The organism is Neptunomonas qingdaonensis (assembly GCF_900113275.1).
GTDB lineage: Bacteria > Pseudomonadota > Gammaproteobacteria > Pseudomonadales > Balneatricaceae > Neptunomonas > Neptunomonas qingdaonensis.
In genome coordinates this window covers 196,677-221,886 of sequence record NZ_FOOU01000005.1, presented here as the reverse complement: position 1 = coordinate 221,886, position 25,210 = coordinate 196,677, and the positions used below count along the sequence as shown (strand labels likewise).

At 45.4% G+C, this 25,210-nt stretch carries 27 protein-coding genes; 20 read left to right on the top strand and 7 right to left on the bottom strand.

Translation table 11 applies throughout. The features are described from left to right. Positions 1 to 8: 8 nt before the first annotated feature. The 5 genes from BM099_RS09600 (at position 9) to BM099_RS09580 (ending at position 4,914) form a co-directional block, all read left to right on the top strand. The gene (locus BM099_RS09600) at positions 9 to 761 is read left to right on the top strand and encodes a helix-turn-helix transcriptional regulator (protein ID WP_090727270.1); all 753 of its coding nucleotides are present in this window, start codon (positions 9 to 11) and stop codon (positions 759 to 761) included. Between the two features lie 228 nt (positions 762 to 989). Continuing rightward, entirely contained in the window at positions 990 to 1,784 is a 795-nt protein-coding gene (locus BM099_RS09595) for a GIN domain-containing protein (protein ID WP_090727266.1), read from the top strand. A 93-nt stretch (positions 1,785 to 1,877) separates the two neighbouring features. Further along, positions 1,878 to 2,291, top strand: a complete 414-nt coding sequence (locus tag BM099_RS09590; protein WP_090727263.1) for an SRPBCC family protein — start codon at positions 1,878 to 1,880, stop codon at positions 2,289 to 2,291. 479 nt (positions 2,292 to 2,770) lie between these two features. After that, on the top strand, positions 2,771 to 4,090 hold the full coding sequence (locus BM099_RS09585) for a hypothetical protein (protein WP_090727261.1): 1,320 nt from the start codon (positions 2,771 to 2,773) through the stop codon (positions 4,088 to 4,090). A 161-nt stretch (positions 4,091 to 4,251) separates the two neighbouring features. Further along, the gene (locus tag BM099_RS09580; protein ID WP_090727258.1) at positions 4,252 to 4,914 is read left to right on the top strand and encodes an MOSC domain-containing protein; all 663 of its coding nucleotides are present in this window, start codon (positions 4,252 to 4,254) and stop codon (positions 4,912 to 4,914) included. Positions 4,915 to 5,012: 98 nt separating this feature from the next. On the opposite strand, the gene BM099_RS09575 is transcribed toward BM099_RS09580, so the two are convergent. Next, complete coding sequence (locus BM099_RS09575) at positions 5,013 to 5,360, bottom strand: hypothetical protein (RefSeq protein WP_090727255.1); 348 nt, start codon at positions 5,358 to 5,360, stop codon at positions 5,013 to 5,015. A 73-nt stretch (positions 5,361 to 5,433) separates the two neighbouring features. Next, positions 5,434 to 5,805 (bottom strand): thiol-disulfide oxidoreductase DCC family protein, encoded by a 372-nt coding sequence (locus tag BM099_RS09570; protein WP_090727252.1) that lies wholly within the window; start codon positions 5,803 to 5,805, stop codon positions 5,434 to 5,436. A gap of 369 nt (positions 5,806 to 6,174) precedes the next feature. Between BM099_RS09570 and BM099_RS09565 the strand changes: the two genes are divergently transcribed. Further along, on the top strand, positions 6,175 to 6,450 hold the full coding sequence (locus BM099_RS09565; RefSeq protein ID WP_090727250.1) for a hypothetical protein: 276 nt from the start codon (positions 6,175 to 6,177) through the stop codon (positions 6,448 to 6,450). 83 nt (positions 6,451 to 6,533) lie between these two features. On the opposite strand, the gene BM099_RS09560 is transcribed toward BM099_RS09565, so the two are convergent. Together BM099_RS09560 and BM099_RS09555 are read right to left on the bottom strand one after the other, a co-directional pair. Next, positions 6,534 to 6,866, bottom strand: a complete 333-nt coding sequence (locus BM099_RS09560; RefSeq protein ID WP_090727247.1) for a DUF1840 domain-containing protein — start codon at positions 6,864 to 6,866, stop codon at positions 6,534 to 6,536. A gap of 81 nt (positions 6,867 to 6,947) precedes the next feature. Then, entirely contained in the window at positions 6,948 to 8,894 is a 1,947-nt protein-coding gene (locus tag BM099_RS09555) for a hypothetical protein (protein WP_090727244.1), read from the bottom strand. A 564-nt stretch (positions 8,895 to 9,458) separates the two neighbouring features. Here BM099_RS09555 and BM099_RS09550 point away from each other — a divergent pair. After that, positions 9,459 to 10,154 carry an SOS response-associated peptidase family protein gene (locus BM099_RS09550; RefSeq protein ID WP_090727242.1) on the top strand — a complete coding sequence of 232 codons (696 nt, stop codon included), beginning with the start codon at positions 9,459 to 9,461 and terminating at the stop codon, positions 10,152 to 10,154. Between the two features lie 75 nt (positions 10,155 to 10,229). Here BM099_RS09550 and egtB read toward each other — a convergent pair whose 3' ends face one another. Both egtB and BM099_RS09540 read right to left on the bottom strand, forming a co-directional pair. After that, the gene (egtB, locus tag BM099_RS09545) at positions 10,230 to 11,450 is read right to left on the bottom strand and encodes an ergothioneine biosynthesis protein EgtB (protein ID WP_090727239.1); all 1,221 of its coding nucleotides are present in this window, start codon (positions 11,448 to 11,450) and stop codon (positions 10,230 to 10,232) included. 4 nt (positions 11,451 to 11,454) lie between these two features. Continuing rightward, positions 11,455 to 11,646, bottom strand: coding sequence for a thiamine pyrophosphate-dependent enzyme (locus tag BM099_RS09540; protein ID WP_090727236.1), 192 nt, complete (start codon positions 11,644 to 11,646; stop codon positions 11,455 to 11,457). Between the two features lie 288 nt (positions 11,647 to 11,934). Here BM099_RS09540 and BM099_RS09535 point away from each other — a divergent pair, with 288 nt between their 5' ends. The 11 genes from BM099_RS09535 (at position 11,935) to BM099_RS09485 (ending at position 21,937) form a co-directional block, all read left to right on the top strand. Then, positions 11,935 to 12,510: a hypothetical protein gene (locus tag BM099_RS09535; RefSeq protein WP_090727233.1), complete on the top strand. Its 576-nt coding sequence runs from the start codon at positions 11,935 to 11,937 to the stop codon at positions 12,508 to 12,510. Positions 12,511 to 12,785: 275 nt separating this feature from the next. After that, a complete protein-coding gene (locus BM099_RS09530; protein WP_090727230.1) occupies positions 12,786 to 13,466 on the top strand; it encodes a glutathione S-transferase family protein in 681 nt (226 codons plus the stop codon). A gap of 27 nt (positions 13,467 to 13,493) precedes the next feature. Next, entirely contained in the window at positions 13,494 to 14,357 is an 864-nt protein-coding gene (gene yghU / locus BM099_RS09525; RefSeq protein ID WP_198064111.1) for a glutathione-dependent disulfide-bond oxidoreductase, read from the top strand. 109 nt (positions 14,358 to 14,466) lie between these two features. Then, positions 14,467 to 15,051: a TetR/AcrR family transcriptional regulator gene (locus BM099_RS09520; protein WP_090727225.1), complete on the top strand. Its 585-nt coding sequence runs from the start codon at positions 14,467 to 14,469 to the stop codon at positions 15,049 to 15,051. A gap of 274 nt (positions 15,052 to 15,325) precedes the next feature. Next, positions 15,326 to 15,982, top strand: a complete 657-nt coding sequence (locus BM099_RS09515) for a DsbA family oxidoreductase (RefSeq protein WP_090727223.1) — start codon at positions 15,326 to 15,328, stop codon at positions 15,980 to 15,982. Between the two features lie 554 nt (positions 15,983 to 16,536). Continuing rightward, positions 16,537 to 16,881, top strand: a complete 345-nt coding sequence (locus tag BM099_RS09510) for a hypothetical protein (protein WP_090727220.1) — start codon at positions 16,537 to 16,539, stop codon at positions 16,879 to 16,881. 11 nt (positions 16,882 to 16,892) lie between these two features. Beyond that, positions 16,893 to 18,071 carry a winged helix-turn-helix domain-containing protein gene (locus BM099_RS09505; RefSeq protein ID WP_232348944.1) on the top strand — a complete coding sequence of 393 codons (1,179 nt, stop codon included), beginning with the start codon at positions 16,893 to 16,895 and terminating at the stop codon, positions 18,069 to 18,071. A 103-nt stretch (positions 18,072 to 18,174) separates the two neighbouring features. Beyond that, positions 18,175 to 18,828, top strand: coding sequence for a hypothetical protein (locus tag BM099_RS09500; protein ID WP_090727213.1), 654 nt, complete (start codon positions 18,175 to 18,177; stop codon positions 18,826 to 18,828). Positions 18,829 to 18,876: 48 nt separating this feature from the next. Then, positions 18,877 to 19,125 carry a DUF6868 family protein gene (locus BM099_RS09495; RefSeq protein ID WP_090727210.1) on the top strand — a complete coding sequence of 83 codons (249 nt, stop codon included), beginning with the start codon at positions 18,877 to 18,879 and terminating at the stop codon, positions 19,123 to 19,125. A 230-nt stretch (positions 19,126 to 19,355) separates the two neighbouring features. Then, positions 19,356 to 21,542: an OsmC domain/YcaO domain-containing protein gene (locus BM099_RS09490; protein WP_090727514.1), complete on the top strand. Its 2,187-nt coding sequence runs from the start codon at positions 19,356 to 19,358 to the stop codon at positions 21,540 to 21,542. A gap of 44 nt (positions 21,543 to 21,586) precedes the next feature. After that, positions 21,587 to 21,937, top strand: coding sequence for a RidA family protein (locus tag BM099_RS09485; protein ID WP_090727511.1), 351 nt, complete (start codon positions 21,587 to 21,589; stop codon positions 21,935 to 21,937). A 173-nt stretch (positions 21,938 to 22,110) separates the two neighbouring features. Here the strand turns inward: BM099_RS09485 and BM099_RS09480 are convergent, their stop codons facing one another. Beyond that, the gene (locus BM099_RS09480; protein WP_090727208.1) at positions 22,111 to 22,608 is read right to left on the bottom strand and encodes a 2-thiouracil desulfurase family protein; all 498 of its coding nucleotides are present in this window, start codon (positions 22,606 to 22,608) and stop codon (positions 22,111 to 22,113) included. A gap of 271 nt (positions 22,609 to 22,879) precedes the next feature. On the opposite strand from BM099_RS09480, the gene BM099_RS09475 reads away from it, so the two are divergent. Together BM099_RS09475 and BM099_RS09470 are read left to right on the top strand one after the other, a co-directional pair. Then, the gene (locus BM099_RS09475) at positions 22,880 to 24,037 is read left to right on the top strand and encodes an acyl-CoA dehydrogenase family protein (RefSeq protein ID WP_090727205.1); all 1,158 of its coding nucleotides are present in this window, start codon (positions 22,880 to 22,882) and stop codon (positions 24,035 to 24,037) included. Next, positions 24,024 to 25,190 carry a CaiB/BaiF CoA transferase family protein gene (locus BM099_RS09470; RefSeq protein ID WP_244889930.1) on the top strand — a complete coding sequence of 389 codons (1,167 nt, stop codon included), beginning with the start codon at positions 24,024 to 24,026 and terminating at the stop codon, positions 25,188 to 25,190. The genes BM099_RS09475 and BM099_RS09470 overlap by 14 nt, the downstream gene beginning before the upstream one ends. The last annotated feature ends 20 nt before the right edge of the window (positions 25,191 to 25,210 follow it).

The following is a 25,210-nucleotide window of genomic DNA, read 5'->3' as shown; positions in this document are numbered from 1 at the left end:
GTATATAGATGAATAGTGTTAAAGAAACAGAAACGCTTAATGAAATAGATGCTCTGTCTGCCGTATCGGGCTGTCTGGAGAAAATCGGCAGCACTGAGTTCAATAAGGCGTTTATCGACCTTGCAACAGGGCCGTTAGGTGCTGATCAATGCATGGTCTTTTCCTATGGCCCCAGGAGACCGCGCTGCTTCCTTTCATACAACGATCGTCCGAAGGGCCACGCACGTTGTTTGGCGGCAAAATATATCCTTCACGGTTACATCAGCGACCCAATTCAAGCTTACATGCAAACCATACCTGAGCCCAGCGGGATCGAGATTGTGCCGCTGGATGCGCTAAGGGGCGACATGAGCGACGAATATTGGAAGGAGTATTTCGAGGCACCAGGGTTGGTCGATAAGATAGACGTCCTGGCCAGCCAAAATGGACTTCATCTGAGCTTCAATTTTTACCGATATGAAGAAAGCGGACCTTACGGCACCGCCATCAGGAAAAGATTCGAGACATTAGGCAAGGTTGCCGCACAATTAGCCCTACTGCACTATCAATCGTCAGTTGATCACGCACTCGAAGATCCCCTACAAACGCTCTCCGAACGCGAGCAGGAAGTTTGCAGGTGGATATTGAAGGGGCTGACAACCGATGCCATCGCTAACGAAATGGATGTCAGTGCTAATACAATTGCGACGTTTCGCAAACGTGCCTACGACAAGCTATCGATCAATTCCAAAACTGCGCTCTTTGCCCTCTGCAGACAGTAGTTTCTGCACTCACGGGCATCTAAATCGATTCCATAATAATGGCGATGAGTGCTATTGTAGAAATTAATGGGTCTTCTCTTTTTGGTTTGATTGTCTTTCGGATTACCGCGGCTGCGGTGGATGGGGGAGAAGGCTCACCAAGTAACAATCGCGTAAACCCGGACGGGTATTAAACGCCCCTCGCTTACGCAAAGCGTTACAGTGCACTTGCAAAGGCAAAGGTTCCCCATGAAATTTTCACCAACAGTACTTTTCACAACAATGCTACTTCTGGCCCCAGGCGTGTCATTGGCTGACAACAGTGTAAGTGTTAGCTGCTCTGGAAATGGATCAGCCGTAGCTTCTTCTGCAGGCAGTTACGCTAGCGTTAATTGTTCCGGTCAATCAGCCGCCATGCCACGTGGCGTTCCAGTAACGAAGAAATTCAAACTGCAAAACTATTCCACACTATCCGTATCCGGAACTTACAACCTGATTGCTAAGTTGGGTTCTGAAAATTCCGTAACAATCACGGGTGATTCTAACTATTTAGCTAAAAATGAACCGACTGTTCGCGACGCTGGCTTACAAATTAGCGGACCGGGCAACGGCGAATCGTCCTATGACATTGTTGTTTTGGCCACATCACTGGAAAAAGTACGTTTATCCGGAGCCGGAAATGCTGAAGTCACTGGTTACTTCCCATCGGGGTTATCTCTCAAGGTAAGCGGCGCAGGTAATACCAAACTTGATGTTGCTACCGAGCAGAGCATTCACATTCAGCGTAGCGGAGCAGGAACTATTTCAGGGGCTGGCAGTGCGGCTTCTTTACAACTAGAGGCGTCAGGAGCAGGCGCTGTTAACCTTCGAAATCTGAAAGTGAAGAACGCATCTATCGAAATATCCGGAGCTGTTTCACTCTCAATTTGTGCTTCTCAATCCGCCACTGGCACCATCACCGGAGCCTCATCAGCGAAGGTATATTGCGAGCCAGCCGAGAGAGCTATCAGCACTAAGGGCAGTTCTTCGGTGAGATACCGCTAACGGTGCGCTTTACTAATTGCTTCGCTCTCGTCGCAAAAAAAAATCCCCTGAAGCAAGGCCTTAATTGTCTCAGAATCAGAGATAGGAGCAGACATGAAAATCTCAATTCAAACAGAAATAGATGCGACAATACATGATGTTTGGAATGCGTGGGTAACACCAGAAGATATTATAGATTGGAACTTTTCAACAGATGAATGGTGCTGTCCTTCAGCAAAACTTAATCTTGTCGTAGGTGGTAGATTTAACTATCGAATGGAAGCAAAAGATGGTTCGGTGGGATTCGATTTTGAAGGAGAGTTCACCGCAATAGACCCGTATAAGACTATTCATTACAAGTTAGAAGATGACCGCAAGGTTATAGTGGAATTTATAGAATCTGAAAACCGCACAAAAGTGATCGAAACATTTGATGCTGAAGATGAGAATTCTGCGCAGCAGCAACGTCAAGGTTGGCTGGGCATCCTGAATAATTTTAAAGCGCATGTTGAAAATAAAGGCGCCTAATTAGGCGACAAGCAAGGACGCGCTCCGCTTAGCTGAAATTTTGTTTATAGTTACTCCGTCCCCAACGTCTGCTTTGTAATGGGTCAAAAGTTCTCCCTGAATGAGATAAAACAACCCACCCCCTGAATCCTGCGTATAGATTAGAAACTCTGCTTCATTATAAAAAGATACTACTCAGTATCATTCAGTTAGTGGGTAGTTTTTAACCCGATTTCTTCGGCTTCAAAAATATAGTTATTAAAAATCAATTAATTGGTAAATGGCATATAACTTGTATTATTTTTTCTACATAAGAAGCGTGAATGTTAATTTTAGCTAAGATTTTAAGGCTTGATATCTGCTGTAAAGCATTCATATGAGATAAGCAGAAGTTGTTAGGTAGCTGGAACTAAAAAGTGTTTGTTATTCCACTACTGACGATAAAGTCGCTGATAGTGAAAACAACTGTTTACATTTGCTATTAGCAACGGGAGGTCAAGATGTCCAGAATCGCCGATTACACGATCATCAAATCAGGCAGCTTTGGTTTCGGAGCGGCATTGGTGACACATACATTTCAGATAAACCTTCCCGATGGTTTTCATGGCGGATCGCGCTGCATTCTGTCATTCAACATCGGCGGCATCAAGGGTGACGACGATACGCTGAAGCTGCGCGTGCACATCAACGGCACGCTGGTCTATTCGTACAAATCGTCAGCCGATATCCATGGCTTCTCGACGGTGCAACAGGTGGTCTCGGGTGGAATCTTTAACGTCAGTGGCCAGAACGAGATCGTGTTCTCGCGTGCCTCCGGATTTGGCCACGCCAAGTTGTCCGACGTAGTAATGCTGAGCCAGGTCGACACCAGCCTGATGCGTAGCGTGCAAATCGATGATGGCGGCAATATCTTTGCCGGCGGCAATGGCGTCGATGGCGATTTGGTGCTGCGCTCCAAACGCGGCAGCGATCGCATTCGCCTCGACGCCGACGGCGCCAATGCCTGGATGGGTGGCAACGGCGCCGACGGCGACCTGGTCATGTTCCGCAGCGACGGCGACAACAAGACGCTGGCTGGCGCCACCGTGCACATCAATGGTGACAGCGGCGACGTCCGGCTTGGCGCGAATGGCGTTAACGGCGATCTGGCACTGTTTCCCAGCCATGTCTCGGGTATCTCATCAGCCTTGAGTAAGGCTTCGATCCGCCTCGACGGTTTCAACGCCAGGCTCACCGTAGGCGGGGGCGGCGGAGCCGAGGTCGGCAACTCGCGTGACGGCGAGGTCTACGTGCGCGGCGGTGCCGACAAGTACTCGCGAATTCAGCTGCGCGGGTCGTCGGCCGAGGTGCGCGCGGGCGGCGGCGGTGCTGACGGCAGGATGCTCCTGCGCTCGGCGACCCAGGAAAACCGGATTCGGCTCGACGCCAAGCCCGCTCGCATCCTGGTCGGCGGAGGAAGCGTCGGCCAGGCCACCATTCATCTGGACGGCGAGACCGGTGAGATCACCGCAAAGGGCGAAGTCGCGGCCGCCAGCTTTGTCGCAGCCGGAACCCTGCTCGACGTTCCCGACTATGTGCTGGAAGCGGACTATGCGTTGATGTCGCCAGAGGAACTTCGTGACTTCGTGACTCGTGAGAAGAAGCTGCCGCGCTTGCCGGGTGCCGCGCAGGTCCAGCGCGAAGGCGTCGACCTCGGCCGCTTTCAGATGCAGCTACTCGAGAAGATCGAGGAGTTGACGCTTTACATGCTGGATCAGCATCGTACGATCAAGTCGCTTCAGGATCGCATCGATGCGCTCGAAGCGAATCCGAGGACTTGATCCACTCCAGATCCTTTGCACTTACATAAGTGTTACCCTATTTTCAGGAAATGGCATCCTAATTAGGCGGCAAGTCCCTTGTTTATTCAGGCCGGTTAAGCTGGTTATTTCAACCACACGACTTTAAACTGATTACCTGACGTAACAGGGGGGGATACATTATGGATAGCGAGAAAAAGCAGCACAGCGCCTCGGTTGAGGGCCTTTATATCGGCGAGCTATCGACCATAGGCCCGGGGAATACGGCCACGGGGATTTTTAAAATGCCCTCGGACAAAACCCATCAGGTCGGTGAGTTAGGACTGAATGGCGATATTCAGGTGGATAAACGGGTACACGGTGGCCCGGAAAAAGCGATTTATCATTACCCGGCAGAAAATTACGCGGTGCTGCAGCAGGCCTTGCCTCATCTGAGTGTGAGTTTTCAGCCCGGCTCTATTGGTGAAAATATATCGACACAGGGTCTACTGGATACCGACGTACATATCGGTGATACCTTTCGGCTTGGCAGTGCCATCGTTCAGGTGTCTCAGCCACGTCGTCCCTGTTGGAAAGTGAATCATAAATATGGCAATGCACATATCGCCTCCGTGATCATGTCAGAAGCGATCTCAGGGTGGTACTACCGGGTATTAGAAACCGGACAGCTGCGCCGTGGAGATTCAATCGAATTACTCGATCGACTGGATAACAGTATTCCGGTCGCTAATGTCTGGCAGATATTTATGCAACGTTTAGTGAAACAAGCGGAGCACTCCACCACTAGCGGGCATACAACTCTTGCTAAGATTCCCGGCCTTTCAGATGAATGGCGCTTTGAATAGGCCGCGACAGGCTTAGTTCTGTTCAAGCTGTTTCAAAGTACACAAACTCACCATAGTTCTGTGCTTTGACGTAGCAAACAGCCTTGCCTGTTTTATCTTCATTCCCGCTTGATCTTAGTCAGCGTAAGCCGCCGTCCTTCAGTGTACGAGAATCGGAAGTGGCCCTCCACTAATACAGTTTCGCCCAAAAAAAGAGCCACTCTCTCGTGTGGAAATACCTCGACACGATTCAAATCTTCGTCCTCTATCCAGTAGTGTAGCGGTGCCTCGAAGCGACGAACTATGCCCCGGGTAATCACATCAGTGTTATCGAAGCTGGCAGCACTCTCTGTTAGCATCGCTAAAGACACTTGCTTAGGCTTCTCAACATTGCCACAGCCCACAAGGATGAGCGCGGTAAGAAGCACTGGCAGCAAAGAGGTAATAGGTTTCCGGTAATGTCTCATTGCGCCGACCTCTGCAGTTAGCCAGTGATGGTAGTAATAAAAGAAGTGAGCTTACGCCATTTTCATGCATAACCTAAAGTCGTCCGTCTAGAGCTAGTCTGCGGCGAACCGAAAAATTGTATAGGTAGGTCAGGATGGGTTTGAGGATTGGCAGTCCAATTAACCACCCTAGCGGGCGTAAGCGCGGTACTCTATGCATTAACAGCACATAGGCATCAATACCGTTATGAAATTGGCCGCTTGCATCTTCAACGTGCAGCGACAATATTGCGTCACGAGGCACTACGCCACGTGCAAGCAAGTGCTCATGGTGAGTATTTACATCGAGCCAAATCACACCCTCAGCCGTTTTTTGCCATGACTCATAGCGTTGGCGCTCACGCCGACAGAGTGGACAGGCAGCGTCGTAATATACCTTGAGTTGAGTTGTATCTTGTTTCGTCATTTATCTGCTGCTGGTATCTTAAGGGCGATCATTATGCTCTCGTAAAATCCTAAGCTTGCTTAGCAGGCAAACTGCGAGTCAAGCAAGACTGGTATAATTATTAAAGCGACTAGTTTCTACTACTCTAACCTGCAAGGGTATCGGTCGCACCTGTATACCTCAGAATTTTTCTGCCATTTCCCAGGCATCATCGACATCTATAGCCAATAACGTACAGTGCTTTCTAACATGTTATGATATCAGAGAGCTGTTGCTTCGATTTTAAAAAAGGAAGTCACTGGTCTGATTACCAGATAAGTTTATCCATTTGGAGTAAGTAAGGTGCAACATCTTTATATGTATGAATCACATTAATGAAGGTTTTTTACGTTGGAATGGAAAAAAGAGTCTAATTATGTAATCCATGAGTCTGGGTTTACGGTTATCGTAGAAGAGGGTTCTTTCAATGAGCCAACCACAATCCGGATTAAACAGGCTGATGGGTTTAGTGCAATAGAACAGGCGAAGTTGCTCAGGCAAGGTATAGAGTTTGGCAGCTCAAAAACAGCGGTAGACACTAAGCGCATGGCACCTCGGGAAAACAGCGGTCCAATAATAACTGTCAAGAAGTCACGCAAAACACGTAAACCCGGACCAACCGAATAAAATTAAATGCAGGTCCCTCCGCAGTTCACATCAGATAGATATGCCGCTTAACCCTTGGACAGGCATTTCAGCCCGATTGGTCGTCATATGCCGGTGTTGTATTTGCTGCTGATGTCCCACATCACGTTAGATGCGTTCGTTTTCGCTGACTTTAGTAATTCAATAATTGGCAAGGCACGTTTGGAGAGGCTTACTGGCGGTTCGTCGTCATCAGTTTGCTCGGAATCTTGCAGTTCAGCCAGATGTTTGTTCTCTGCGAGTGCGTCCTCAAGTCGTTTCAATGAAGCCGGGATATCTACTGCTAACAGGGTGCCGGGCACATGGCCACTGTGCCCCATTAATTTAAGAAGGGTGACCGCCTGATCGCCGAACATGGTTATGTTCGCGCAGCCAGGGCATGAAAAGGTAATAAGCATAATGACGCCCTCTGTGTTGAATGTGCTTCATATAAATGTCAGGTGCATTTTTTTTGCAAAATCCAGATAAGAATACAACATCTAACTTGCCAACAGTGGATAGACAAGGTTGATCTCAGTGATATTTTTCCGTGCGCTTTTATCTGCAAGTTGCATATATTCGGAAATGACTTGAGCAGGCAATGCACCTATGACATTTTCTAAATCGACCAATGTTATACCTTGGCGGATTAAGAAGTTTATATAAGTATAACGAACAGACTCCGCCGAAATGCAATCACTGTCTATAATTTGTGCGTCAAAAGCTGCGCAGTTAATCAGTGAGATAGCTTCGCTTTGAGTAATATCAACATCGATATTATTGTTCATGAGCTCTGCCAGCTTTTTTGAAATAGGCAACTGCCTACTTGGCGAGCCAGGTACATCAAAGTGACTGTCAGCGGTATTTATTTCAGTAGTTGATAAATTACATATTTCACTCAGTGACAATCCTTGGAGCAGGGCAGTTATCACAAGCTGTCCCTTTGAGCTACTGGCGTCTAGCAGCCTTTGCAACTCGTTTAACGTTAGCTCTCTGACACCTTCTTGAGTAATCGCCTGAGTGATCGACCTGCTGTTTCTGTTTTCAAGTTTATCGACAGTATCCTGGCGAATGTTTAAGCTCGGCTCATTACTGCGAATACGGGACCAACTTGCAAACGCAGGATTTCCTGCACCATTGTCACTTTTTAAAAACTCAAATAACCAAATAGCCAGCAAGCCAAGTAATAATGATACAGCAAGTACAATACCTGTATTTTGATAATAGTCAGGGCGTATTGGCGAATTGGGTTTGAACGCGGGTTCTATCACTTGAAACTGTGGGTATTTTTCACGTTGAATGACGGCTATTTGAGTAAGGCGGCTTTGTATTGCACGATAACTCTCTTCTAGCTGTGTTAAATCTTCAACAAGCGCTTCATGCTCAAAAAAGCGCCGGGTAAATTCAGTAGCAATTTGTTTATACTGCTCAATCTCCTGCCTTAGTTCAATAGCTGCTTGATGTGCTGCAGCGTAATCTTGCTCAGCTTCACTTAATACTATATTTTGGCCACCAATTTTTTGTTGAAGAATTTCTTGTTTCAATTTATTTAACTGTTCAGGTACCACTCTTAAATTGGGTTGTAATGCCATATATTGACGGGTATAACGTCGATCAAGCTCAGTTAACTGCTCACTTAGTTCCTGGGCTCTTTTTTCCAAGTTAGCCAAACTTCTTTTATCGGCATCTGGTACAACCGGCAGCCCGCTACTAATGGCTTGTTTTACCGCCGCTAATCTTGCTCTTGCATTGATCTCGGCTTCTTCGGCGGTATTTAAAGCACTTGTCAGGCCATTGAGTCGTGCAGAAACTTGGTTCTCATCCCTGCCTGCCGATAAAATACTATGTTGATTACGAAAGGAATCAATCTGATTACGTTTTTGATCAACCTTTTCACCCAATAATTCAAATTGTTGCTGTAAAGCATTAGTCGTTTCAGCAGTGTCTTTTTGAATCTGTTGCAGACGTTGGGTTTCGTATTGGTCAATCAGGGTGTTGAGAAACAGAGCCAAAAAACCTGGGTTTTCACCCTCGGCAACCAATTTAATCAAGTTTGTTTCTGCTACTAAACTCACAGAAAGCATATTACGTAAGCTTATCGTGTCAGGAATGTCGTCACTCTCAAGAGAGGAAAGTGCCTCTCTGGTTGACGTAAGAAGAGACTGCCCGGTTAAAACATTACCTTGAATGGCAACATGCTGAACATTAATCTCTTCAATTTGCTGGTCTATTGGGGAAGGTGCGACCGTTAATAAGGTAACATTAGTTTGATAAATAGCCGGCTGTGAGAAAACATAAATTAAACCAATAATGGCAGCTAAAATAAAAGTCGTAACAAAAATACGAAAACGCCTTGAAGAATACCACGGGTATATGGGCTCAGCCGCAAGTGGTGTTGTAGCTCCATGTGTTAGCACTTCAATGTAGGGTAGATTCTGATTTTCCATTAGAATAAAGCTTCCATGATGAATGTTGCACTGATTATATGAAATTCCCTAGTACCTTTACGGCTCTCTACCTGACTTAAGGCGCCAAACCTTAACATGACGCTGTTGAGCTTTTTAAGCTTTGAATACCTAACAGGTTTTTCGCTGTCGACTACTAAATGCAGTAATAATAGAAGCAGGCTATTTTATTAATTTCACCTTGCCCATCATATTTTGGCACATCTTATATCTCGCAAGAAAAAATTCTCCTAAGCTAATATTTATGTACATTAATAATGTTACACGCAATTAAAATGAGCTTCTCTTAAATTTTTTTGAGAACATTTTTTATCCAAAAAAACAGCCTGAAGCTGCTACCTCTCACCTTCCATTATGAGTGGTGGCCCGATGGTCTGAAGCCCCTGCCAGCTCATACCTGATCTCGTAGTTTGCACTTCTGATAAAAACAATATCTGATTGTAGTTAAGATTATTGGCTATATTGATGAGGTTAACGATCGGCATGCAATGACTTTTAGCCTACTAATTAAAGCATTAAGATGATCACGAAAAGGAGGGGTAAAGTATGTGCGGTAGATTAAATATCGGTGACGAACAAGTTGTTGTCGCGCTGCATGAAGACCTGCAGATCCAGCTGTTCGCAGATACACCCATCTACAGTCACTTTATCCGTGCCACACAAAACGTCAGTATCGTCCGCCAAAAGCAGGGCGTGCGTCGAATGGACAACGCAATCTGGTGGTTACTGCTAGAGCCATCTGCTACAGGCTTTAAACCATCAAGATATACCTCGTTTAACACCCGTTACGACAAACTCAACGTTAAAGGCTCTGCCGGTTATCAAGCTTATCGGCACAGCCGCTGCGTAATACCCGCAAAAGGGTTTGGTGAAACCGAATACGTCAATGGTAAACCCATGCACTATCATGACCTGATAGCTAAAGACGGTGGTTTGCTGCTGGGCGGTTTATGTCGGGAGTGGAAGAACCGGCAAACAGGCAAGATAGCTTTGTCTTGCTCGGTCATTACATTGCCACCGCATCCAAAGCTGAGCAAGATTCACACTAAAGCCTCGCCACTTTTACTACCACCAGAGCCTGAAATAATAAATGCCTGGCTAGACGAGTGCATGACCAATCCTGCCATGTTTGACGATCTGTTAAAACCGAGAATACCTGTCGATTTAATCGCTCAGCAGATTGATAAGCCCAGTAGTTACCAGCCAATAGCTGAAGCATTTAGTATATTGGCTGATAATTAATGACGAGATGTTTCTTTCATTGAAACAAGAATTTAACAACCTTATGCTGAGTCTGGAGCGAACATAGGGATATTATTAAATATCCTTGGTGAGTCTTATGCCAGAAAACATCCAACGTTGTTCCGGGAAATAAAAATTTCGGTAACTATGTCGGTAATGATTCAGTGGTGTCGCAATACACCCGCCTTTGAGAACGAATTGATGACACATAAATTTACCGTTATATTCTTCGACCATGCCTGAAAAAGGTCGAAAACCTGGGTAAGGTGAGTAGTGGCTGCTTGTCCAAAACCAAAGTTGAGCGGTGATCTGGTTGGTGTCGTTCGCATGAAATAATTGTGCGCTGCTGTGCTTGCCAGTATTTATGTTTTCAGTATTGTTCAGAAATTGCTCTGCTTCAAACTCAGTCGGCAATCGACAACCTTTCCATGCTGCAAAAGCATCGGCCTCAAAATAACTAATATGTGCTACCGGCTTGTTCAAATCTAATCGCTGTACGCCGTGCAGAGTAAATTCTAATAAGCCTTCTTTTTTATCGTCACGCCAGTACAGGGGGCGCTTGATCTGGTGTTTATTTTTCCAGTCCCAGCCAAGGCTAAGCCATAGTTTGTGGTTGTTATAGTCTTTACTGTTAATGAACTCCAGGTATTCACCATTGCTCACCAATCTCTCTGAAATAGCATACTTATGCAAATAGGCAGTGTGTTTAGGTCGTTCGTTATCAAATGAAAACTCAGTGCCTTGATGACCTATTTGATAAGTTCCCTCGTGAAAACGGCTCCACGCTGCTAGCGGCTTATCGGCTTCAGGTAAGGCTGTAGCAGAATATTTAACCTCAATTGGATTCATGCCAAGGATGTATTTGATATCCATTAACAACAACTCTTGGTGTTGCTGTTCGTGGTGCAATCCTAAAATTAATAACTCTCTGGTTTCTACAGTAATTTTATGATTTTCCAGAAAAGTAAGCATATTCTCATCGACATATTTTCGATAGGCGTAGACTTCTTCGACGCTGGGTCTGGAAAGTTGCCCTCGCTCTCCTTGAATCCAGTGCTCGCCTGCAGCCTTGTAGTAAGAGTTAAATAAAACTGCGTATTGCTGATTAAAGCGTTGGTAGCCAGGAAGATTTTTGCACAGGATAAGTTCCTCAAAAAACCAGCTGATATGCGCCAGATGCCATTTGGGCGGACTAACCTCAGGTACTGGTTGCACAACGAAATCTTCAGTGGCAAGTCGACAACAGATATCCTCGGATTGTCGCCGGACAGATAGGTATTCTTCAATTAATTTCATAGCGTTAAACCAGTTCGGGGTTGGTTATCATTTCAACTAAAGCCGGATCTGGGGGCTTAATGGCTTCACCAATAACTTTACTCAACTCTTTTAGTTCTATCACCTTTACTCCCATTGCACCACATCGCTGGACATAGGCCGAAAAACCAGAGGTGGGTAAATCAGACTCTGCCCGATCGGCTGATGCGGCTGGCATTGATATCGCTTAAAGCTTCACAAATAGAAGCAGAATTAATGCCGTAATAACGCTGATAGTCGCGTGCAAAATAACGCAGCAACGACCGTGTTTAGTGGTATTCACCATAATGATTACATAACATAATTCTGAACATTTGTTCAAGAATTGCTTGAGCGATCGTTCAGGTATGGTTATAGTCTTCCCCATTAACTGAAATCCCCGCTGCCGCATCACTGATGCGTAAGTTGCCTGTCATTTTAGTTGAAGAGAAATTAAACCATCGATAAATAGGAAGAGAAAAAAACTATGCCCGTCATTCGCAACGCAATTTCTGAAGGGACTTTACGAGATAAAACACAACGCCTCAGAGTAGAGGGCAGCACTTCATTAAACAAGCCACTGCAGCGTTCTTTAGCGCAACTTTTATGCATGGCTTGTCTTCTCGGTGCAGTGATGGGTGTTGTATTTATAGTCATTCAGCCTTTGTTTGGAATGGCTACATTAACAAGTCGGCATGCGGCGGCGTATCAGCAACTTGGTAACTGGAGTAGCGTAGCGGCCGTGAGCATTGCCTGGACTGCTCATTTGGCCGTATCTGTGTTTTATGGCTTTTTGAGTGGTGTCGTTATTCTGAGCACTGCGCGATTGGCATTGGTTGCACTGTTTACTTTAGTCTTCTCATGGCTGACAACGATCATAGCGCCGCCCGCCAATGCAATGATCGTACAGTTGGTTTCTTTTCAGCATATTAAGGTTAACCAGTTGCCCGGCTTCAACTTCAGTCTGGATGTTAAGTTTGTGCTGCATTTGGTATTTTTTGCCGCAATTAGTGCTGCGTTGTATGTCTACAAGAAAAGGGTTAATAGGCTCAATGATCAGTAATCGTTGATAAAAACGCCAACGATTGATTCACCTTTTCAAACATCATTTCTCGAAAGGCACTTAGACGGGCTGAAACCAGTTTGCGATCTGCCCATAGCAAATTTCCTTACAAGTAACGTAAGAGAAACGAATTTAATTCAGAGTCTTAATAAATATATGAACGATCGGTCAAAAACATATTGAACGATCGTTCAGTTTTGTTTACAGTAGTTTCAACTTTAAGGAACTACCGTTCTTATCGAATAAAACATCACTGACTCTAATAGGATAGCAATATGCTTAAGTTATATTTTCATCAAACGCCAAACCCCATGAAAGTTGCTCTTTACCTTGAAGAGGCAGGTTTGCCTTACGAATTGATCCCGGTAGATACGATGAAAGGTGAACAACATACACCGGAATACCGTGCAATTAACCCAAATGGTAAAACACCGGCAATTGAAGACGACGGCAAACGTGTCTTTGATTCGACTGCTATTTTAATGTACCTATCTGAAAAAACAGGACTATTAGCGGGTAAAGCAGAAGATCGTAGTGAAATGATGTCGTGGTTGATGTTTTTAGCAACAGGTTTAGGTCCGTTTTCAGGTCAATCTGTTCACTTCAGACATAAAGCACCAGAGCAAGTGCCTTATGCGATCAATCGCTACCTGCGTGAAGCTGAACGTCATTATGAAGTGCTGGAAACACACATGGAAGGACGTGACTATATAGTGGGTGATGAATATTCAATTGCAGATATTTCAGCATGGGGTTGGATTGATAAAGCAATGCCAGTGTTAGGCGGGGAAGGTTTAGAAAACTATCCGAACTTAAAACGTTGGTTTGCCAGCGTCAATGCTCGTCCTGCCGTAGAAAGAGCACGAAACATCGATAAAGACATTGAATTTAAGACAGACTTTGACGAAGAGGCAGCACGCGCACTCTACCCGCAAAACTTTGATAAAAAAGCCTAATAGGCTTACAGCATAAGCTTAGGAGTGATGAGAGTGGAAATCCGATACACACCACCAAAGGTCTGGACTCATGATGCCGAAAGTGGCGGTAAATGGGCAAATGTTAACCGTCCGGTTTCAGGCGCGACCTATGAAAAAGCATTACCTGTTGGTGAGCATGCTTTGCAATTGTACTCAATGGGCACGCCTAATGGCCAAAAAATCACCATCATGTTGGAAGAGTTATTAGCACTCGGTAAGAATGCGGAATACGATGCCCACATGATCAAAATAGGTGAGGGTGAGCAATTTTCATCAGGCTTTGTGGATATTAACCCTAACTCTAAAATTCCAGCTTTAGTTGATTACTCCAGCCAGAATGCTGAACCTATTTTTGAATCGGCTTCAATTTTAGTTTATCTTGCTGAAAAATTTGCTGCATTTCTTCCTGAAAAAGGCATTAAACGTACTCAAGTCTTCAACTGGCTATTCTGGTTACACGGTTCTGCTCCCTATTTAGGCGGTGGTTTCGGTCATTTCTATTCTTACGCGCCAGAGAAATTTGAATATTCAATTAATCGTTTTACGATGGAAACTAAGCGCCAGTTAGATGTATTAGATAAGCAACTGGCGAAAAATGAATTTATCGCAGGGGATGAACTCAGTATTGCGGACATCGCAACCTGGCCTTGGTACGGCAACTTAATTCTGGGTAATCTTTACGATGCGAAAGAATTTCTTCAGGTGGAAGATTACACACATATTCAACGTTGGGCGAAAGCCATGTTAGCGCGTCCAGCAGTCCAGCGAGGTCGTATTATCAACCGGGATTGGGGGGATGAGTGGGAACAACTCGAAAATCGCCATTGCGCTGAAGATATCGATAAAGTACTGGCGCTAAAGCCAGAATAACTTTTTCGGTTCAGGATAAGCGGCAATTAAAAACCTAGTAACGTCATTGTTACCAGGTTTTTGTTCTTTTAAGAAAAAGGTTAAGGCAACAGTTTTTAAGGCAATAATCATGAGTAAACAAGCAAAGTTTAATCGCGATGAAGTGATCGAAAAAGCAAAGAATCTTTATTGGGAAAAGGGATATCACGCAACCTCAATGAGAAATCTACAAGATGTGGTTGATATGCGTCCCGGCAGTATTTATGCGGCTTTTGGTAGTAAAGATAATTTGTTTAAAGAAGCGTTAAATCGTTATGCCGAGACAAGTGCTGAGAATCTTGCCGACAGTATGGCGCAAGAAACAACCGCACTTGGAGGATTGAAACGATTCCTGCGTAATGTGACTATTTGTAATAAAGGCACTGCGCCAAGTGGCATGTGTATGATTGTTAAAAGTGTCGCTGAACTAACGCAAAACGATAGCCCGGATTTACTTGCTCAGGCAAAGGGCATTTTACAAACTATAGAGGCGTCTTTTGCTAACATTTTCCAACAAGCCATCAATAATGGTGAAGTCAGCACACAGAAGAGTCCGGCTGAATTAGCGCGTTACTTCCAGGTTCAGCTCATAGGCTTAAGAACTTATGCCCAAGTAACCAATGATATTAATGCAGTAGAAAAGTTCATTGACGATATATTTAAAGAGCTGCACTAATACAATTCTAATTAATCTAATACGTTGGCTCCCAATGAAAGCTAACGATATTTCTCACCTATCTTGTTTTTACTACTAGCAGATGTGCTGCCGAATCCTTCTCTGGCTTGTTTGTACTTCCTCGCCTGGCGCCTACTGCCACTGACACACAGAGCCGCTTGCAGATTCGTTCAGATAAAGTTGAGCGATCGTTCATTATTGTTTATAGTGTGACCAGGGTAAGCGCTGATGCGAACCGAGCAAAGTTCAGTAAGCTGTTACGAGGAGCAACACCGTGAACGATAAGAAGAGCGACAAGATTAAGGTAGATATTGTATCCGATGTTGTCTGTCCATGGTGCATCGTTGGCTATAAACGCCTGGAGGCCGCCATCAATGAACTGGGGCTGCAAGATAGGGTAGAAATTGAGTGGCAGCCGTTTGAACTGAACCCCGATATGTCCGGGCAAGGCGAGAACCTGCGCGCCCATGTGTTGCGCAAATACGGTGCCAAGCGCGACGACAGTGACAAAGCCCGCGCTAACATCAGTGCCCTGGGTGCTGAGTATGGGTTTACCTTTGATTATTTTGAAGAGATGAAGATCGTTAACACCCGTGATGCGCATCTGTTGCTGGATTTTGCCCATGAAGAGGGCTTGCAGCATCAGCTAAAACAGCGTTTGTTTGCCGCCTTCTTTTCGGAGCATAAGGATGTATCAGATCGCGCCGTCTTGCTGGCAGAGGCTCAGAGTGTCGGCCTGGATCCCGCAGCTGCGGCGTTAGCCTTGGATGATGCCGGGCGTCGTCGCCGCGTATTGAACCAAGAGGTTCAGTGGCAGCAACAGGGGATTACCGGGGTGCCAACAGTGATCTTCAACCGCAGCAGCGCGATGACCGGTGCGCACCCGCAGGGCACCTACAAAGATGTGCTGCGAAAGTTAGCAAGCCAGTAGCCACTCATTTCCTGGCGTGGTTGGTTTAATCATTGAGATACTAGTCTTCTTTTCGCTCAATTAAGTAGAAAGATGAGAGCAGCCGAAAGGCTGTTTTTTTTGTTATGGGAATTGGTTAGGGAGTTGGTTAAATAGCAGCTCTGCTAGGCTAGCGTTCCCCTCTCCAACGAAGCAATAATTGTAATACGTTTTACAGATCTGCCAATACTTGAGAATCATTGTTGGCTGGTAAGCGCCTTGATAACAACACTTTTGGCTAATACTTTTAACGCACCAGAAGTTGTTCACTGAAAAGTGAGACTTAATGCTTATCTCAATGTGAGGCTAAATGAGTCCTGATGAAAGACCATGATGATATCTTCGGCGAAAAGTACATGGACTTTCTTCGTAAGTTGATTGTGTTGTCTACAATTGATTAAGCATCACCAATCCGTAACGATGCCCGGCAAGATGTTTTTGCTTACAATGATATTTTTTACAAAATCAAATCCAGCCGACCGCATATGCTTCTGCTGATTCGGGCGCTATGTCACTAACTCCATATAGAGAATAATATGATTATCGAAAAGGGTGAAAAGATACATATCATGTATAGAGCACTTTACGAAAATTCGACCAGGCGTCATTTTTTGGGTGAGGTGCAGGTGGCAGAAGGTTCTGTCTGTCGTCTCGAAGGGTTTGTATTTGTATATGATCAAAAGACGACAGAGTTTGTACGCAAACCAGAAAAACGTATCACTATAATTGACATATCGGAGAGCGGTTACATCACGAATGTTATTGATCAGGAAGTTAATCTGGACAATGTGAGTTATAAATATTCGCAAGGTGTAGGGCTAATCGCTACCGACAATAATGGCTTTTCATTAAACATTAATGAGTTCGGAGCAAAAAGTTAATTAATAATAATTTGCGCCGCCTTGCATTGGCTGCACAAGGCTTGCTGCAGGCTCAGCCCTTTGGGCGTGGTTTGGCGGGCGCGCGTAACGCGATTAACCACCTGGGTTATGTACAGATTGATACTATATCGGTGGTGGAACGAGCACACCATCATGTTCTGTACTCCAGAGTACCTGGGTTCGAGCCCGCCATGACCCATCAACTGCTGCTCGAAAGAGACATTTTTGAGTACTGGTCACACGCGGCCGCTTTTTTACCCATCGCCGACTTTCGTTTCTCCTTACCCTACAAACATGCTATTAAAAGCGGCCAAATCCATTGGTATAAAACCCGTGATGAGAAGCTCATGAATGAGTTGTTGGCGCGTATACGTTCAGATGGGCCGCTTCGTTCCCGTGAGTTAGAAACTAACACAACAAAGCGTGCTGGCTGGTGGGACTGGAAACCTGCCAAGAAGGCACTCGAGCAGCTGTATATGCAAGGCGACCTGATGGTCAGCGACCGCGCGGGTTTCCAAAAAACATATGATCTAACCGAACGGGTACTGCCATCTCACGTCAATTTACACATGCCCGGCATGCAAGAGTTTGCAGCCCACATCGTTGATCAACAGTTGCGTTGCCATGGGGTTGTTTCACTCAAAGGGCTGACCTACCTGCGCCGCAACGCTGAACTGCGCAAAGCAGTAAAAGCCTTGGTCAACGAAAGGTTGGCACAACGTACTTTAGAGCAAGTGGAAGTGAACAGTGGCGAAGTTTTTATATTGGAAACGGGTGTGCTTGAACGCCCATTGCCTCGGTTAAACAACCGTCTGTTGATTCTTTCGCCATTCGACAACTGTGTTATTCAGCGCGAACGCCTCAAAACGCTGTTTCAATATGATTATCAGATTGAATGTTATGTCCCCGCAGCCAAACGCCAGTATGGCTACTTTTGCTTACCGTTACTTTACCGCGCTGAATTTATTGGCCGGATGGATTGTAAAGCGCATCGAAAAAACAGCCATTTAGAGATCAAATCACTCTATCTGGAACATCACGATTTTAACGAAGATTCAGTCCTTACTGCCTTTGTCGATGCCATCAGACAATTCTGTCATTTTCAACAATGTGACTCGGTGTCTGTGACTAATGCCTACCCAAAACACCTAACCCAACGTTTGCGCAGTGTGCTACAACCTTTAGGGTGACGCCAACAAAAAGGCATCACGCCGCCAGCAAGTAACAGACGCTCAGACTTTGCGATTGACCGCTGACGGGTTTATCTGCCATCAGAGATACTTGGGGCAATTTATGAAAAATCCGCATTATCTGTTCATCTTGCTAGCCAGTATGTTGCTGTCAGCCTGCGCCCAGTTCACACCTTATCGAACCGAAATGCCAGACCCAAAATCCGCCGAGTACGCGCCGTTCAAGTGCAAGGTGGACGATAGCCTGCCAAGTCTGGTGGATGAAAATATGCCCGGCACGGCCCTGGAACTCTGTGACAGTCCGACATCTGCCGGCTCGCATGCCATCCAGAATCGTTACTACCAGACCTGGGCTAATCCGAAGAAAATGAGCAGGAAAAAAGGGAACTACCACCTTTCTTTCGTCGAGTTTGATGATCAGGGCTGGTTCGCCGACCGCCGCCAGATGGAAGCGCTTTTTGAGCTCCTCAAGACGCTAGAGGAAAAGAACGACGGCTCTACACTGATTTACGTTTACGCACATGGGTGGAAGCATAACGCGAGTTCTTGCGACAACAATGTTGTTTGCTTTTCCAGACTGCTGGAGCGTACCGATCTATTACAGCGGATAAATTCAGACTGTGCCAGTCCCCCCAGAAACGTGGTCGGCGTCTACATTGGTTGGCGGGGGCTGCCCTTGGATGGTCCCCTTAACACTCTGCTGCCGAATGAGCGTTCATGCCAGCTGGCTAATGGCGACTTCTGTAGTGTGCCATAATGTAGCTGGCACTTGCCTGCAATCATTTGAAAACAAGAGGTAACAGTTTTGATTACTATTTCACAATTAACTGAGTTGTTAGGGTGGGTATCAGTACTCAATGTTGGCTATCTTTTACTAGCCACCATCATTCTTATGTTTATGAGGGGAGCTGTATCTTCGATTCATAGCAAGATGTTTAATATCGACGAAAAAGAAATGAGCGCTAAGTATTTCGATTTTTTGAGCCATTATAAGATAGCGACATTGGTTTTTATGGTTTCACCTTATATTGCTTTAAAAATTATGGGTTACTAACTAAGGGCTTAACAAGCCCTCAGGTTGATCATCTTACGCTGCGCTTTAATCGGTATACTGAATCGACACTCGTATGTAGATGTTATCTGCTATATGGCTCTGGGATTAAACTCCCGGCAGCCCGTGATTGCTGACTTCCAGATTGTCTTCGTTTTAATCCACCCGTTAGTGTTAAAATGCCCGGCTTCAACACTCATTTTGCGTCAAACGATCCCGGAAAAAATATTCAAATGGAAATCAAAGTAAATTTTTTAGACAATCTCAGACTCGAAGCCAAGTTTGATGATTTCACCGTCACCGCTGACCAGCCTATTCGTTATAAAGGTGACGGATCTGCCCCCAGTCCTTTTGATTACTTCTTAGCTTCGTCGGCGCTTTGTGCAGCGTATTTTGTGCGGGTTTATTGTTTGGCGCGGGATATCCCTACAGACGATATTAAGCTCTCGCAAAATAATATTGTTGATCCGGAAAACAGATACAAACAGATTTTTCAAATACAGGTAGAGCTTCCAGAGAGTATTTCTGATCGGGACCGTGAAGGCATATTACGCTCTATCGACAGGTGTACCGTTAAAAAAGTCGTTCAACAAGGCCCGGATTTCAAAATTGAACAAGTCGAGAGCCTCGAAGATGAAGCGTCGCTTTTGTATATGGACAGTACCGAAAGCGATGCCAATACAAGGATTATTGGTAAAGACCTTCCGCTGGAAAAAACCATTGCCAATATGACAGCGATTCTGGCTGATCTGGGTATTAAGATAGAAATTGCTTCGTGGAGAAATATTGTCCCTAATGTGTGGTCGCTGCATATCCGTGACGCGGCGTCACCGATGTGTTTTACCAATGGGAAAGGAGCCAGCAAAGAAAGCGCTTTGTGTTCGGCGCTGGGTGAGTTCATCGAACGCGCCAGCTGTAACTTCTTCTATAACGATCAGTTCTTCGGCGAAGATATTTGTAATAGTAAGTTCGTTCATTATCCCAATGAAAAGTGGTTTAAAGCAGGCCCGAAGGATGCATTGCCCGAGGGTCTGATGGATGAAGCCTGTTTAGCGATTTACAATCCGGATGATGAACTGAGAGCATCTAACTTAATTGATACAAACTCTGGCCTTATCGAGCGTGGCATTTGTGCTTTACCTTTTGTTCGTCAATCAGATCAGCAAACCGTGTATTTTCCTTCCAATCTTATAGAAAATTTATTTCTTAGTAATGGTATGAGTGCCGGGAATAATATCTACGAAGCCCAGGTACAGTGCCTTTCTGAAATATTTGAACGTGCAGTCAAAAGAAAGATTATTGAAGAAGAAATTGTTTTACCTGATGTACCACCACATGTTCTGCAACAATACCCGCAAATTCTTGAGGGTATAAAAGGGCTGGAAGAGAACGGTTTCCCTGTCGTGGTTAAGGATGCGTCTTTGGGGGGGGTGTTCCCTGTGATGTGTGTCACCTTGATGAACCCTAAAACAGGCGGTGTTTTTGCTTCTTTTGGTGCGCACCCAAGCTTTGAAGTGGCGTTAGAGCGTAGCTTGACTGAGCTCTTACAAGGCCGGAGCTTTGAAGGGTTAAATGATGTGCCGCCTCCGACCTTTAACAGCCTGGCGGTTACAGAGCCGAATAATTTTGTTGAACACTTTATTGATTCAACCGGCATTATCTCTTGGAAGTTCTTTAGCGCTAAGCATGATTATGAATTCTGTGAATGGGATTTTTCAGGAACTAACGAGGAAGAAACCAATTGTCTGATGAACATATTAGCTGACCTTGGCAAAGAGGTTTATATTGCCGTTCATGAGGATTTAGGTGCAACGGCCTGCAGAATTTTAGTGCCCGGATATTCAGAGATTTATCCTGTTGAAGACCTTATCTGGGATAACACCAATAAATCCCTTTATTTCAGGGAAGATATCTTAAACATCCATTCACTGGATGATGAAGAGCTGGTCAGTTTAGTTGAGCGCTTAGAAGAGAGTGAGCTGGATAATTACACCGACATTAAAACCCTCATCGGCATTGAGTTTGATGAGAATACCGCATGGGGACAGCTTGATGTCGGTGAATTAAAAATCCTTATCTATTTGGCCCTTGAACAATATGAAGAGGCAAGTGAGCTGGTACAAGATTACATTAGCTTCAATAACAATACAGTGGCCCGCGGTTTGTTCTATCAAGCGATCAATGTTGTGCTCGATATTGTGCTGGATGATGAGCTTGAACTTGAGGACTATTTACCTAACCTGGCCAGAATGTATGGTGCCGATACGATGGAGAATGTTGTTGGCTCAGTTGCCGGCGAGGTTAAATTTTATGGATTGACCAAGACCAGCATGAAACTTGAAGGTCTGGACAGGCACCTTAAGTTGATTGAGAGCTATAAAAAGCTACACAAACACAGAGAAGCTGGAATGTTGAATTAATCAACCAGATTTTACTTTTTATAGATATGGTTATGGATGGTGTTATGGATATTCAGCGTATAAACCCGTGTGCCCGTTGGTCAGATGTTACTGTTTTTAAAGGCATTGCTCATTTTGTAGAAGTCCCGGAAGATGCTGGCCAAGATCTGGCAGGGCAGGTTAGCCAAGTTTTCTCTCAAGCTGAAGCGTCTCTGGCGAGTGTCGCCAGTGATAAATCGCAGCTCTTATCAGTGACTATTTATGTGACTGATTTTGCCCATTTAGATACGCTTAATTTGGCATGGGAGGCTTGGTTGCCGGTTGGATGTGCCCCTAGCAGAGCCTGTGTAAAAGTAGAATTAGCCAATCCAGCCTATCTGCTTGAAATTGCGTTTGTAGCGGCGACAGCCGGGTGAGTCAGCATGGCTGTTGCTGTTCTCTCGCTGCTAATAGCTATGAGGTAGTAAAGCTAGTAGTTAAGGGGGAGTAGGTAAGGGGTAAGGGGTAAGAGTTAAAAGGTAAGAGTTAAAAGGTACTAGCTAATAAGTGGCCAATATTCTTTATTGGCCACTGGTGCGTCTGATGCTTTTTAACACTCTTCTGAATGAATAACTTCGGGTGTTTCCTGCATCTGAATAAACTCAATTAATTGATCAATCTCACGTTCATTAAAGACGGGTATGCCGTGTCGCTGTAGTTCCGATGCCGTTACACCGCTTTCCGGTATTAATGTGTCAGTAAACTCACCGTTGTAAGTTTCACGGTTGCCACAGGACGGGCTTCTGCTTTTCAGCAGTGCGCAGCAAGCACCGCTTTCTTTTACTTTATCTACGGCGAGTTCCGCGCCATGTAAAAACTGGGGTGTAACATCCTCTCCTTGAATATTCACTACCATCACAGGGTGGCGAGATGTGATTTCTGCGGGTAGGCGTGGGGTGGTTAAACCGCCGGCTATTTCTGGGCAGAAGTGGACCAGGCGTCCTTCTTCTTGCCATTCCTTCATCTGTGGGTGTTCGAGCAAGCTGTGTTGGCCATCATATCTGACTTTATGACCTAGAAAGCAGGCACTCACGAGTATTTTTTTCATTCTTATAAGGGTCTCGAGTTTGTCTGGTGCGCATTCTAACGTTTATGGCCCAAAGTACAATGTTATAAGTCTATAAACTTGTGCTCTATCAAATAAATATTGGTTTAGTGTTATTCCTAAGTATATATCTATGTACTTTTTATAACATGTTGATTTTATTGATATCTATGGTTTTTGTTTACGTAAAGGTAAAGGAAAGTATGAATAGTTCTTTACGTATACGTAAATTGAAGATATAAAATTAGGGGTAAATACTTAATGGAAGACACCCATGCACTTATCTCTCACCGAAGAACAGCAAATGATTCAGGATGCGGCTAAAAAGTTTGCAGAAAGCGAATTGCAACCGGTAGCCGAAAAACTGGATCAGACAAAAGACTATGAAATCACCAAAGCCCATTGTAAGAAATTAGCTGAGCTTGGATTTATGGGGCTGAATATTGATGCTGACTACGGTGGGACTGAAGCCGGAGTGGTCGCGTTCAGCCTGGCTATTACTGAGATTGCCAAAGCATGTGCTTCAACGGCAGTCACCATGTCGGTAACCAACATGGTTGCTGAAGTCATTCAGGTGGTCGGTAACGAAGCGCAGAAAGAAAGATACTTACCGAAAATTTGCTCTGGTGAATATCTCAGCGGCAGTTTTTGTTTAACCGAAGCAGGGGCAGGTTCCGACCCATCCGCTATGCGTACCCGCGCTACTAAAACTGACGGCGGTTGGTCGATCAGCGGTACTAAACAGTGGATCACCAGTGCGTCTTTCGCCGGCGTGTTTGTGGTTTGGGCAGTCACCGATGCAGACGCGCCTAAAGGCAAAGGTATTTCATGCTTTCTTGTTGAAGCTGCGACACCCGGGATCACCGTAGGGCCGGGTGAGAAAAAAATGGGCCAGCATGGTTCGGCTACAAACGAAGTGCATTTTGAAAACTGTCTGGTGCCTGATTCAGCATTGCTTGGAAAGCTCAATGACGGTTTCCGTATTGCGGTGGCCGAACTTGCCGGTGGACGTATCGGTATTGGTTCTCTGGCTTTAGGTATTGGTTTAGCGGCGATGGATTATGCAACCCGATATGCGACAGAACGTAAACAATTTGACAAACCTATTTCTGAATTTCAGGGTTTGCAATGGATGATTGCTGATCGAGCCACTGAACTTGAAGCAGCGAGATTATTGTTAATGAGTGCTGCCGATAAAAAAGAGCGTGGTTTACCTTTTGCCAAAGAAGCCTCAATGGCAAAACTCTTCGCCAGTGAAAAAGCTAACCAGGCCTGTTATAGCGCTTTGCAGCTATTAGGCGGCTACGGCTATATGCAGGAGTACCCATTAGAACGTATGACACGTGATGCCAGAATCACGTCTATTTATGAAGGCACCAGCGAAGTGCAGCGCATCGTTATTGCTCGTGAAATCTTGCGTGAGTATCGGTAAAGCACAGATGAAACCATTAGCAGGGTTAAAAATTCTCGATTTCTCAACTTTACTGCCTGGGCCGTATGCAACCATGTTGTTGTCCGACATGGGGGCTGATGTTTTGCGCGTTGAGTCCCCATCACGGCCTGACCTTGTTAGGGAAATGACGCCGCAGATGGGAGGACAGTCGGCTGCCTTTGAATACCTTAATCGTGGTAAGCGATCATTAGCGATCAATCTTAAAAAAAGTGAAAGCGTCGAGATCATTCAATCACTTTTAGCTGAGTACGATATTGTTGTTGAACAGTTTCGACCGGGTGTGATGGCTCGTCTGGGGCTGGGGTATGATCAGCTGGTTAAGATCAATCCTAAGCTTATTTACTGCTCCATTACCGGTTATGGGCAGACGGGTCCGTATAGAGATCGAGCGGGTCATGACATTAATTATCTGGCCTTAAGTGGAATCTCTGCATCGTCCGGTCGAACCGATGCGGGACCATTGTTGGCCGGTGTGCAAATTGCTGATGTTGCAGCGGGCTCTCAGCCAGCTGTCATCGCCATTCTTGCGGCGGTTATTCAACGCTCAACAGCGGGTACCGGGCAGCACATTGATATCGCCATGAGTGATCAGTGTCTGGCATTACAGCCCTTGTTGATGCCGGGGGTTATGAATGGCGAAACGACCATCCATGCGCAGTCACATTTCCTGAATGGTGCCGGCATCTATGATTATTACGTCACGTCAGATAAGCGTTATATGGCCGTGGGTAGCTTAGAGCCTCAGTTCAGGCGTCAGCTACTTGAGGTTCTGGGTCACCCTGAGTGGATGGATGAAGCTGATGACCGGCTTAAACATTGTCTTGCTGATATTTTTATTCAGCAGGATCAGGCGTTCTGGTCTGATCGGTTCGCAACGATTGATGCGTGTGTAGAGCCCGTGTTGGCGATGGATGAGGCACTACTGCATCCGCATAACGTGGCGCGTCAAGTGGTCACCGAGAACCCTTCCGGCACAAAACAGATAAAACCTACACCTTATCTTGAGGGGATGAACTCAGCATCAGTATCTGCTGCACCTGTGTGTGGACAGGATAATCAAGGGGTGCTGCAAGCGTTGGGGCTTACGCCAGAACAGATCACAACACTGGCCGATTCGGGTTTATTTACATAGCCGCTTTTAACAAGATGTTA